Genomic DNA, 10,328 nt, shown 5'->3' on the forward strand with positions numbered 1-10,328 from the left:
CTCCTTCCCACGGTTCGGGTGTAAAAGAAAAGTGCGCCATTCTAACAAAATGACCAGAAGTTGCCAGCCGGCGCAGCGCGGGGCAAACGCCCGGCGCCTTCAGCCGGCGACTTCAGTTCATGAACATGCCGCCGTTGACGTGAATCGTCGTACCAGTAACGTAACTCGCCCCCTGCGAAGCAAGGAATGCCACCGCCGCCGCCACGTCCTGCGGTGAACCCAGACGACCCAGCGGGATACTGCCCAGTGCTGCTGCCTTTTGCGCCTCGTCAAGCGCCCGCGTCATGTCGGTATCGATCAGACCGGGCGCGACGCAATTGACGGTAATGTTGCGACTGCCCAGCTCACGCGCCAGCGCGCGGCTCATTCCCGCGACGCCCGCCTTGGCAGCGCAGTAGTTGGCCTGTCCGCCGTTGCCAATGTGTCCGACGACCGAAGTCACGTTGATGATGCGGCCGTAGCGTGCCTTCATCATCCCCCGCATCACCGCTTGCGAGAGCGAGAAAACCGCTTTCAGATCAGTATCAAGCACCGCATCCCATGCGTCATCCTTGATGCGCAAGGCAAGATTGTCGCGCGTGATGCCCGCGTTGTTGACGAGGATCGAGACGGCACCCCAGGTCTTCTGAATCTGGTCAATCAGCGCGTCGACGCGCTGTGCATCGCGCACCTCGAGCACCTGACCTTCACCGCGGCAGCCAGCGGCTGCCAAGTATTCCGAGATTGCTGCCGCGCCTTGCGAACTGGTCGCTGTGCCCACGACCACCGCGCCAAGGCGACCCAGTTCGAGCGCGATAGCCTGGCCGATACCACGCGATGCGCCCGTGACGAGCGCTGTCTGTCCACTCAGCATGCTGTCTACTCCAGATTGGCGACGGCCGCTTCAATCGCCGCCAGGTCAGCCAGCGCGACGCTCTGCAGCGTCTCGGCACAGCGCCTGGTCAGGCCGGCAAGCACTTTGCCCGGCCCGCACTCGGCGACGCTGCCGACGCCCATCGCGGCAATCGCGCGGATGGTCTCGACCCAGCGCACGGGCGAGTAGGCCTGGCGGACCAAAGCGTCCTTGATTCGTTCGGGATCCGACTCGACCGCCACGTCCACATTATTGATAAGCAGTATCCGGGGTACGGCGAAGTTCAGTTCGGCCAGCCGCGCAGCCAGCCGGTCGGCTGCCGGGCGGATCAGCGAGGAGTGGAAAGGCGCCGAAACCGGCAAGGGCATGGCGCGCTTGGCGCCACGCGCCTTGCACGCTGCGCAGGCACGCTCGACCGCCGCCTTGCTACCGGCGATCACCGTCTGTCCGGGCCCGTTGAAGTTGACCGCTTCGGCAACAGCATTGCCACCCAGCTCGGCCACCGCCTCCGCGCAAGCTTCGCCTATCTTGTCGTCGTCGAGGCCAAGAATCGCCGCCATCGCGCCGGCGCCGACGGGCACCGCGTCCTGCATCGCGGCAGCGCGCAGGCGAACGAGTTGCACCGCATCGGAAAAGGCAAGAACACCAGCCGCAACGAGCGCCGAATATTCCCCCAGACTATGCCCGGCAACGACCGCCGGCTGCCGCCCGCCTTTATCGAGCCACAGCCGATAAGCCGCGATGCCCGCCGTCAGCATCACCGGCTGGGTATTGACCGTCTGCGCCAGCGCCTCCGCCGGGCCATCGGCGACCAGTTGCCACAAGTCCTGGGCGAGTGCTGCGGACGCCTCGTCGAAAGTCGAGCGAACGACGGATGAATCCCCATAGGCCGCCATCATGCCCACCGCTTGCGACCCCTGGCCGGGGAAAACGAATGCAAAAGTCATGCTTTGTCCTGTCAGATGTCGAGCAGTACGGCGCCCCAGGTGAATCCGCCGCCGACGCCTTCGAGCATGATTCTTTGCCCGCTGCGTATGCGTCCGGCGCGCACTGCTTCGTCGAGTGCCAGCGGCACCGAGGCCGCCGAGGTATTGCCATGGCGGTCGACGCTGATGACGACCTTGTCAAGCGGAATTCTCATCTTCCGCGCAGTCGCTTCGAGTATGCGGACGTTCGCCTGATGCGGAATCAGCCAGTCGATTGTCGACGGCGAAACTGCGGCGATCCGGCAGCACTCGTCGGCAGCCTCGGCCAGGACGCGCACGGCAAACTTGAAAACCGCCTGCCCATCCATGCGCAGAAAAGGATCGCCGGTCACTACACCCTTGCAGACGCTGCCCGGTACCGAGAGAATCGCGTGATGCGCACCGTCGGCATGCAAGGTACTGGCCAGAATGCCCGGCTTGTCGCTCGCTTCGAGGACTACGGCGCCGGCACCGTCTCCGAAAAGAACGCAGGTCGTTCGATCCGACCAGTCGAGGATATGCGAAAAGACCTCCGCCCCGACGACCAAGGCACGCCGATGACTGCCCGAACGGATAAACTTGTCGGCCACCGTCAGCGCATAGACGAACCCGCTGCACACCGCCTGTACGTCGAAAGCCGTGGCGCCCTGGTTGCCGAGTTTGGCCTGCAGCAGGCAGGCGGTGCTCGGGAAAATGAAATCCGGCGTCGAAGTGGCAACGATGATCAGATCGATAGCGGATGCCGCGCAGCCGGCTGCTGCCAGCGCCTGCCGACTGGCATGCAGGGCAAGATCGCTCGAGGTTTCGCCGTTCTCAGCCAGATGGCGAAATCTGATGCCGGTCCGGCTGGCGATCCACTCGTCGCTGGTGTCGATGCCGCGCCGTGCAAGCTCATCATTGGCGACCGGCGGACCGGGCAGATAGCTGCCGATACCCGTAATCTGAGAGTACATGTCAGGCGGTCTCCTGTATCGGCTGTTGCGCGGCGATGCGCTCGCTGATTCGCGCCAGCAAACCACTCCTCGCTTCCTCTGCAGCCCGCCGTAGCGCGTAGCCGAAGGCAAAGGAATCGGCCGAACCATGGCTCTTGACGACGATTCCGCGCAGGCCGAGCAGGCTGGCGCCATTGTAACGGCGGTGATCGACCCGACTCTTGAACCGTTTGACGACCGGGAGTGCGACCAGTGCAGTCAAGCGAGTGAACAGATTGCGCTTGAATTCCTCGCGCAGAAAAGTGGCGAGCACTTGCGCCAGCCCCTCAGAGGTCTTCAGCGCCACGTTACCGACGAAGCCGTCGCAGACGATGACATCGGCCTCGCCCTTGTAGACGCCGTCCCCTTCGACGTTGCCAACGAAATTCAGCCCCGAACCCGCAAGCAGTTCGGCAGCCCGCTTGACCACATCGTTCCCCTTGATTTCTTCTTCGCCGATGTTCAGGATACCGACGCTCGGCCGGTCGCGGTGCTCGACTGCGGCAACCAGCGAAGCGCCCATGATCCCGAACTGTAACAGGTGTTCCGGACTGCAGTCCACGTTGGCGCCGAGGTCCAGCAAGTGAGTATGCCCGGTGAGCGTCGGCAGTGCAGCGCAGATCGCCGGCCGATCGATCCCCGGCAGCATTTTCAGGACAAAGCGCGAGATCGCCATCAGGGCGCCGGTATTGCCCGCCGAAACGCAGGCGTCGGCCTCGCCCTGCTTGACCAGATCGACCGCCACCCGCATCGAGCAGTCTTTCTTGGTGCGCAAGGCAAGCGACGGCGACTCGTCCATCGCCACCACTTCATTCGCATGCCGGACGCTTACCCGCGCCTGGCCGCCTTCGCCGAGCAGCGGCTGGATGTCCGCCTGACGGCCGACGAGAATCACGCGGACGTCGGCATCCCTACGCACAAGCTCGAGCGCCGCTGGCACGGTAACCCGGGGTCCGTGGTCCCCGCCCATACAGTCGATCGCAACGCTAACGGTCATCGGCCACAGCAGGCAAAAGAAAAGGCAGGCAACCCACCGTCACCGGAAGTTGCCTGCCTGGTCACTAAGACTCACTCGGCACTGCCCTTGAGCACCTTCTTGCCGCGATAAAAGCCGCTTGGGCTGATATGGTGACGCAGGTGAACCTCACCATTCGTCGGGTCGACCGCCAGCGGCAAGCTGTTCAGCGAATCGTGCGAGCGATGCATGCCGCGCTTTGAGGGGGACTTCTTGTTCTGTTGAACAGCCATGACAAACTCCTGAGATCAAACTTGTCAAGCCCGACTGCGCGCGGCAGCCAGGGCTGAAAATGGTGACACTTTGTCGTCGGTCGCGGCAACGGCCGCCGGCAGACGACAATCGTCATGCCGCGCGACCGTCGGCAGGGCGAGAAGAATTTCGTCCTCGATCAGTTCCACGACATCCAGGTCCTGCTGATTGGGCAGGAAGTCCCGCGAATCATCCTCCAGCTCCTCCTGCGTCAGATCATGCTCGTCATCGACGAATTCGAGCAGACTGTGCAGGTCCACAGGATAATCCAGAGCCTCCAGACAGCGCTGGCAGCACAGGAACAACCGACCTTCGATGGCCAGCGACAACTGGCTGCGCCCGTCGGACCCGACGCCGCCCGCGGCATGGTAGACCAGCGTACCACTGCGTTCGGCCAGCAAGTCGTGCAATCGAGTCAACGACGAAACGGCGAGGTCGCCGTCCAGCACCCCTCTCTCTCGTCCAAAAGCCAGAGTGTCAATCAGTACTCGTCGCGACATAAGGCGCGCATGATATTATTTTCGGCTTTTGAAGTCAAAGCGCCTGCGGCACAGTGAGCGCTGCGTCGCCGCCCGCCCGCGCATCGCTTCCCTGTACCACCGTCCCTTTCGCCCTGCTCCGCCTGGCCGAGCGCCCGATGCCCACCCGCCCTCTCGTTCTTGCCTCGACCTCGCCCTACCGGCGAGAACTGCTTGGCCGCCTCGGTCTACCCTTCGTCACCGCCAATCCGAAGGTCGACGAAACGCCGCTCGTTGGCGAAAAGCCTGCGGCAACCGCCTTGCGACTGGCCGAGGCGAAAGCGCGAGCGGTCACCGGCGACCACCCAAGCGCCTTGATCATCGGTAGTGATCAGGTCGCCTGCCTGGACGGCAGGATCTTCGGCAAGCCCGGCACGCACCCGGCGGCGGTCGATCAGTTACGCGCGCTGCGCGGGCGCAGCGTCAGTTTCATCACCGCCGTTTGTCTGCTCGACGCGCCCACCGGTCGGGTGCAGACGCGCAGCGTTCCCACACGGGTCACCTTCCGCGGACTGACTGACGAAGAAATCGAGCGCTATCTGGAGCGCGAACAACCCTACAACTGCGCCGGCAGCGCCAAGTCGGAAGGGCTGGGGATCGTCCTCCTCGAACGAATCGAGGGCGACGACCCCAACGCTTTGATCGGACTACCGCTGATCGCGCTCTGCACGCTGTTGCGCAACGAGCACGTCAGCATTGTCTGAGCAGACACTTGCCGGATCGGCAGGCCTGCACGCGACGATGAGTCGCGGCAAGCTTTATCTGATTCCGGTTCCTCTTGGCCCGCTAGCTGGCGCCGCTGCCCTGCCGCCAGCAACGCTCGCCTGCGCCCGGCGCTTGACTCATTTCGTTGCCGAAAGCGCCCGCAGCGCACGTGCCGTGCTGAAAACCCTGCCGACTGACGCCCCTCTGCAACAGATCGCGATCAGCCAGCTCGACGAGCACACGCCGGCAACGCAGCTCCCCGCGTTGCTCGCCCCTCTGCTCGCCGGCCGCGATGTCGGGCTGCTTTCAGAAAGCGGCTGCCCGGCGGTCGCCGACCCCGGCGCGGCGCTCGTCGCGCTGGCCCACCGCGCGGGAATCCAGGTCGTCCCGCTGGTCGGCCCGTCGTCGATCCTCCTCGCCCTGATGGCTTCCGGCCTCGACGGCCAGCGTTTCGCGTTTCACGGCTACCTGCCGAGTGGCCGGGAGGAACGTGAACAGCGGTTGCGCGAACGGGAGAAGGAATCGCGCCAACACCGCCAGACGCAGATCTTCATCGAAACGCCATACCGCAATGAACAGTTCCTCGCCTCGCTGCTCGCCGTCTGCGCGCCAGCGACGCGCGTCTGCGTGGCGAGCGATCTGACGCTGCCCAGCGAAGAAATCACGATGCGTCCGGTGGGCGACTGGCGAAAGCACGCGCTGCCCGCAATCAACCGCCGGCCGACGGTTTTCCTTCTCCTCGCCTGATCGCCGCCGGCAGCGCGCTGCGCAGCTAGCGCAGCAGGAAGCGATCGTTGCTGAACAGGGCGCGAAGGCCGGCGCCTTCCGCACGCAGGCGTTTCGCAAAGCGCTCGGCAATGTTTTCCTTGATCGTGAAGTCGACCACCCTTTCTGCCTTGATGATGTCGCGCGCGACCGAACCCACCGTGCCGAAACCGTCGGCAAGACCGAGCTGGATGCTCTGGCTCCCGGTCCACATCAGGCCACTGAACATGTCCGGCGTCTCCTTCAGACGCTGGCCGCGCCCGCGCCGGACGACCTCGATGAACTGCTGATGGATCTCGCGCAGGAGTACCCGGGCGTGCTCCTTCTGCTTCACGTCCTGCGGCGAGAACGGGTCGAGAAAGCCCTTGTTCTCGCCGGCGGTCAACAGGCGACGCTCGACGCCCAGCTTGTCCATCGCGCCGGTGAAACCAAAGCCGTCCATCAGGACACCGATCGAGCCGAGGATGCTTGCCTTGTCGACGAAGATCTGGTCGGCGGCAACGGCGATGTAGTAACCGCCGGAAGCACACAGGTCTTCGACCACGACATGCAGCGGAATCTGTGGATGCTTGCTGCGCAGGCGGCGGATCTCATCGTGCACGATTCCGGCCTGTACCGGGCTGCCACCCGGGGTATTCACGCGCAGGATGACACCGGCGGTTCCCTTGTCGGCAAAAGCCGAGCGCAGCGCCTCGCCGATGCTCTGCGCGCTGCCTTCACCGCTACTCTCGATCGTGCCGTGCACGTGGATCACCGCCGTGTGCCGGCCGTCGCTGAGTTGCTCGGAGCTACCCCAGTCAACCAGCATCAGGAGAACGGCGACCAGATAGGCCAGCCCGGCAAGCTTGAAGAAAATTCCCCAGCGGCGCTTCGCCCGCTGCTCCTGCAGCGACGCAAAAGCGATCTTTTCCAGCAATTGTCGTTCCCATCCGGGCTCGTTCTCAGGCGTATTCAAGGCATCTGCTCGCTTCTCGGTAGAGTGGGTGGCGCCATGCCTGGCGCGCAGTCGCTGTCACGGCAGTCACCCTGCCTGACGCCTCGCCATGGGCAGCGTTTCGCCGCCCGCCCGAGTGCAACATCGGACTGCGCGCCATCTGCCCGCTGATCAAGGGGCATCGCGCGAGCGCAGTATAGCCCGGAAGCGCCGTAAAATGAACGCTCAGGCGTTGTCACTGAGCCATTTGGCCAGTTCTTCGATCGCCTGCAGGCGCGCCAAAGGCGCCAGCGCGTCAAGCGCCGCGGCCGGGTGCGCGCCGTAGCTGACCGCCAGTGCGGCAACTCCGGCGTTGCGCGCCATCTGCAGATCATGCGTGGTATCGCCGATCATCAACGTCCGCTCGGCGCCCACCGCGAGTTCGTCCATCAATTCACACAGCATCTGCGGGTGCGGCTTGGAGAAACACTCGTCGGCACAGCGGGAAGCGTGGAAGCACTGACCGATCCCGCTGTGCTCAAACGCCCGCTGCAGTCCCAAGCGGCTCTTGCCGGTCGCCACCGCAAGGAGGAAACCCGCCTCGGCGAGCGCGCCGATCAGTTCCGGCACCCCGTCAAACAGCCGCAGTTCGTGGTCGCGCGCCAGATAGTGCTGGCGATAGCGCTCAACCAGTTGCGGGTAGCGCGCTGGCGGCAAGTCGGGCAAGACATGTTGCAGCGCATCGCGCAAGCCCAGGCCAATCACGTGCCGAGCGCGCTCTTCCGACGGCACAGGCAAGCCCAGATCACGACTCGCGGACTGAATTGCCCGTACGATCGCCCCCGCCGAGTCGAGCAGCGTGCCGTCCCAGTCGAAGACCAGCAGATCAAACCGAGCGCCCATAGGCCAGACTTTCGGGCGTCGACAGCAGTTCGAGAAAGCGCGCCAGAGCGGCAGGGAGCGGCGCCTGCACGGCCATCCGGCGGCCATCGACCGGATGCGGAAAACCGATCTGCCAGGCATGCAGGAACATGCGCTTCAGCCCTTCGCGCGCTAATGCACGGTTTGCCGCGAAATCGCCGTACTTCTCATCGCCGGCCACGGGAAAGCCGAGATGTGCGAGATGAACGCGAATCTGGTGCGTGCGGCCGGTACGCAGCTCCGCTTCGAGCAGGCTGAAGCGATCCCAGCGCGCGAGCAGACGAAATACCGTATGCGCGGCTCGCCCATCGTCGGCCACGCGCACGCGTCGCTCGCCTGAGCTGAGCAGAAACTTGACCAGCGGCAGGCGGACGTGCCGCAGCGGCTCCAGCCAACGCCCGCAGACCAGCACCTGATAGCGTTTGTCGGCGGCGCCGGAAGCACCGCCCTGCCCACCCTCGCGGAACATCCGGTGCAGCGCGAGCAGAGCCGAGCGCTTCTTGCCGAGCAGCAGAATGCCTGACGTCTCACGGTCCAGGCGATGCGCCAGCTCGAGAAAGCGCGCCTGCGGGCGCTGCCGGCGAAGCGCTTCGATCACTCCGAAGCTCTCGCCGCTGCCCCCGTGCACCGCAACGCCAGCCGGCTTGTCGACGATCAGCAGCGCCTCATCCTCGTAGAGGACGGGCAGACGCAGCTTCATCTCGGCACCGGAAGTGGCCGCCTGTGCGGGACTGGCGGCGGCCACGCGCATCGGCGGAATGCGCAGCACATCGCCGACCTGCAGGCGGTAGGCGACGTCCGCCCGTCTTCCGTTGACTCTTACTTGTCCGCTGCGTACGACGGTGTACACGTGGCTCTTGGGGACGCCCTTGCACTGCTTGAACAAGAGATTGTCGAGCCGCTGCCCGCCCTCATTCTCGGTAATCAGTGTATGAATCACCGAGTTTTTGCTAATTTCGGTCATTTTGAATATACTTCACGCGATTTGCGTTCAGGGTTGAAAGAGGCGCTGACCCGTGAGACCGTCGAGCATCGCCGACTTGATTCTATAGGAATTGCGACGCACTTTGCGGCTGGCCTTCGCCGCCTCACTTGCGCTGACCTCGCGCAAGGCCGCCCAGACGCCGATCACCTGGTTAAGTACGCTCACCACGAAGTAGCGTTACCCCTTGTACTGCACGCGCCTAGCACCCACCGAGCGACCCCGACAGAAGGGCCAGTTGTCGACTGGCACGGCCTGACCGGCCACTCAGTCGACGAAATATCCCGATCGCTTGCACTACCGGAAACGCCCCCCATGCATCCCGCCGACAACTAGTTCGTTGCTGCCTGCCGAAGGTATTTCCCCCGTGATTACGCGCGTGGGAGCCAAAACCCATGAAACGCATGCTTTTTAACGCAACACAGGCCGAGGAACTACGTGTTGCCATTGTCGACGGTCAGAAGCTGATTGACCTCGACATTGAATCGGCCGCCAAGGAACAGAAAAAGAGCAACATTTATAAAGCGGTCATCACCCGGATCGAGCCCAGCCTGGAGGCCGCGTTCGTCGATTACGGTTCGGAGCGGCACGGCTTTCTCCCCTTCAAGGAGATCTCGCGCGCTTTCTTCCAAGCCGGCGTCGACAGCGGACGAGCAACGATCAAGGAAGCGCTGCGCGAGGGCCAGGAGCTGATCGTCCAGGTCGACAAGGACGAGCGCGGCAGCAAAGGCGCCGCCTTGACCACCTTCGTCAGCCTGGCTGGCCGCTACCTCGTGCTGATGCCGAACAACCCGCGCGGCGGCGGCGTCTCGCGCCGCGTTGAGGGTAGCGAACGGACCGAACTGCGCGAGGTGATGGACCAGCTTCAAGTCCCGCCGGGAATGAGCCTGATTGCACGTACAGCCGCAATCGGCCGCAACGCCGAAGAACTCCAGTGGGATCTGAACTATCTGCTGCAACTGTGGAAGGCCATCGAGTCGGCGGCCGGGCAACAGAAAGGCGCCTTTCTCATCTACCAGGAAGGCAGCCTGGTCATTCGCGCCATCCGCGACTATTTCCAGCCCGACATCGGCGAAATCCTGATCGACACCGACGAGGTCTTCGAGCAGGCGCAGCAATTCATGGCGCACGTCATGCCGGCGACGGTGAACCGGGTCAAACGCTACCGCGATGACGTACCGCTCTTCTCGCGTTTCCAGATCGAGCACCAGATCGAATCGGCCTACTCGCGCCAGGTCACCCTGCCTTCTGGCGGAGCGATTGTGCTCGATCACACCGAAGCGCTGGTTTCGATCGACGTCAACTCGGGGCGCGCAACGCGTGGCGCCGACATCGAGGAAACTGCGCTGCGCACCAATCTCGAAGCGGCCGAAGAAGTTGCCCGCCAGTTGCGCCTGCGCGACCTTGGCGGTCTGATCATCATCGACTTCATCGACATGGAGAACCAGCGCAACCAGCGCGAGGTGGA

Annotated in this window: 13 protein-coding genes; 3 read left to right on the forward strand and 10 right to left on the reverse strand. The window is 64.0% G+C overall.

Features of this window, described 5'->3' with window-relative positions; translation table 11 throughout:
* Positions 1-112: 112 nt before the first annotated feature.
* The 6 genes from fabG to RKP46_RS00705 form a co-directional block, all read right to left on the reverse strand.
* Positions 113-853, reverse strand: a complete 741-nt coding sequence (gene fabG, locus RKP46_RS00680) for a 3-oxoacyl-ACP reductase FabG (protein WP_311104849.1) — start codon at positions 851-853, stop codon at positions 113-115.
* 5 nt (positions 854-858) lie between these two features.
* A complete protein-coding gene (gene fabD / locus RKP46_RS00685) occupies positions 859-1,800 on the reverse strand; it encodes an ACP S-malonyltransferase (protein ID WP_311104850.1) in 942 nt (313 codons plus the stop codon).
* An 11-nt stretch (positions 1,801-1,811) separates the two neighbouring features.
* Positions 1,812-2,771 (reverse strand): beta-ketoacyl-ACP synthase III, encoded by a 960-nt coding sequence (locus RKP46_RS00690; RefSeq protein WP_311104851.1) that lies wholly within the window; start codon positions 2,769-2,771, stop codon positions 1,812-1,814.
* Between the two features lies 1 nt (position 2,772).
* Positions 2,773-3,786: a phosphate acyltransferase PlsX gene (gene plsX, locus RKP46_RS00695; protein WP_311104852.1), complete on the reverse strand. Its 1,014-nt coding sequence runs from the start codon at positions 3,784-3,786 to the stop codon at positions 2,773-2,775.
* Between the two features lie 71 nt (positions 3,787-3,857).
* A complete protein-coding gene (rpmF, locus tag RKP46_RS00700) occupies positions 3,858-4,037 on the reverse strand; it encodes a 50S ribosomal protein L32 (protein WP_311104853.1) in 180 nt (59 codons plus the stop codon).
* A gap of 24 nt (positions 4,038-4,061) precedes the next feature.
* Positions 4,062-4,505, reverse strand: a complete 444-nt coding sequence (locus RKP46_RS00705; protein WP_311104854.1) for a YceD family protein — start codon at positions 4,503-4,505, stop codon at positions 4,062-4,064.
* 188 nt (positions 4,506-4,693) lie between these two features.
* Here RKP46_RS00705 and RKP46_RS00710 point away from each other — a divergent pair, with 188 nt between their 5' ends.
* Both RKP46_RS00710 and RKP46_RS00715 read left to right on the forward strand, forming a co-directional pair.
* Positions 4,694-5,278: a Maf family nucleotide pyrophosphatase gene (locus tag RKP46_RS00710; protein ID WP_311104855.1), complete on the forward strand. Its 585-nt coding sequence runs from the start codon at positions 4,694-4,696 to the stop codon at positions 5,276-5,278.
* Between the two features lie 37 nt (positions 5,279-5,315).
* Positions 5,316-6,026: an SAM-dependent methyltransferase gene (locus tag RKP46_RS00715; protein ID WP_311104861.1), complete on the forward strand. Its 711-nt coding sequence runs from the start codon at positions 5,316-5,318 to the stop codon at positions 6,024-6,026.
* Between the two features lie 25 nt (positions 6,027-6,051).
* On the opposite strand, the gene RKP46_RS00720 is transcribed toward RKP46_RS00715, so the two are convergent.
* From RKP46_RS00720 to RKP46_RS00735, 4 genes are all read right to left on the reverse strand, one after another.
* Entirely contained in the window at positions 6,052-6,999 is a 948-nt protein-coding gene (locus RKP46_RS00720) for a S49 family peptidase (protein WP_311104856.1), read from the reverse strand.
* 204 nt (positions 7,000-7,203) lie between these two features.
* Positions 7,204-7,860: an HAD-IA family hydrolase gene (locus tag RKP46_RS00725; RefSeq protein ID WP_311104857.1), complete on the reverse strand. Its 657-nt coding sequence runs from the start codon at positions 7,858-7,860 to the stop codon at positions 7,204-7,206.
* Entirely contained in the window at positions 7,844-8,842 is a 999-nt protein-coding gene (locus tag RKP46_RS00730; RefSeq protein ID WP_311104858.1) for an RluA family pseudouridine synthase, read from the reverse strand. Before RKP46_RS00730 ends, RKP46_RS00725 begins: the two co-directional genes overlap by 17 nt.
* 27 nt (positions 8,843-8,869) lie before the next feature.
* Positions 8,870-9,028, reverse strand: a complete 159-nt coding sequence (locus RKP46_RS00735; RefSeq protein ID WP_311104859.1) for a hypothetical protein — start codon at positions 9,026-9,028, stop codon at positions 8,870-8,872.
* Positions 9,029-9,255: 227 nt separating this feature from the next.
* Here RKP46_RS00735 and RKP46_RS00740 point away from each other — a divergent pair.
* The coding region (locus RKP46_RS00740) for an Rne/Rng family ribonuclease (protein WP_311104860.1) at positions 9,256-10,328 on the forward strand (1,073 nt) is incomplete at its 3' end.

This window comes from Accumulibacter sp. (genome assembly GCF_031732815.1).
Taxonomy (GTDB): Bacteria; Pseudomonadota; Gammaproteobacteria; order Burkholderiales; family Rhodocyclaceae; genus Accumulibacter.

What these genes read in the sequence shown, in the direction of transcription:
- fabG (WP_311104849.1), bottom strand. Translation starts at nt 853, where the DNA reads ATGCTGAGTGGACAGACAGCGCTCGTCACGGGCGCATCGCGTGGTATC.
- fabD (WP_311104850.1), bottom strand. Translation starts at nt 1,800, where the DNA reads ATGACTTTTGCATTCGTTTTCCCCGGCCAGGGGTCGCAAGCGGTGGGC.
- RKP46_RS00690 (WP_311104851.1), bottom strand. Translation starts at nt 2,771, where the DNA reads ATGTACTCTCAGATTACGGGTATCGGCAGCTATCTGCCCGGTCCGCCG.
- plsX (WP_311104852.1), bottom strand. Translation starts at nt 3,786, where the DNA reads ATGACCGTTAGCGTTGCGATCGACTGTATGGGCGGGGACCACGGACCC.
- rpmF (WP_311104853.1), bottom strand. Translation starts at nt 4,037, where the DNA reads ATGGCTGTTCAACAGAACAAGAAGTCCCCCTCAAAGCGCGGCATGCAT.
- RKP46_RS00710 (WP_311104855.1), top strand. Translation starts at nt 4,694, where the DNA reads ATGCCCACCCGCCCTCTCGTTCTTGCCTCGACCTCGCCCTACCGGCGA.
- RKP46_RS00715 (WP_311104861.1), top strand. Translation starts at nt 5,316, where the DNA reads ATGAGTCGCGGCAAGCTTTATCTGATTCCGGTTCCTCTTGGCCCGCTA.
- RKP46_RS00725 (WP_311104857.1), bottom strand. Translation starts at nt 7,860, where the DNA reads ATGGGCGCTCGGTTTGATCTGCTGGTCTTCGACTGGGACGGCACGCTG.
- RKP46_RS00730 (WP_311104858.1), bottom strand. Translation starts at nt 8,842, where the DNA reads ATGACCGAAATTAGCAAAAACTCGGTGATTCATACACTGATTACCGAG.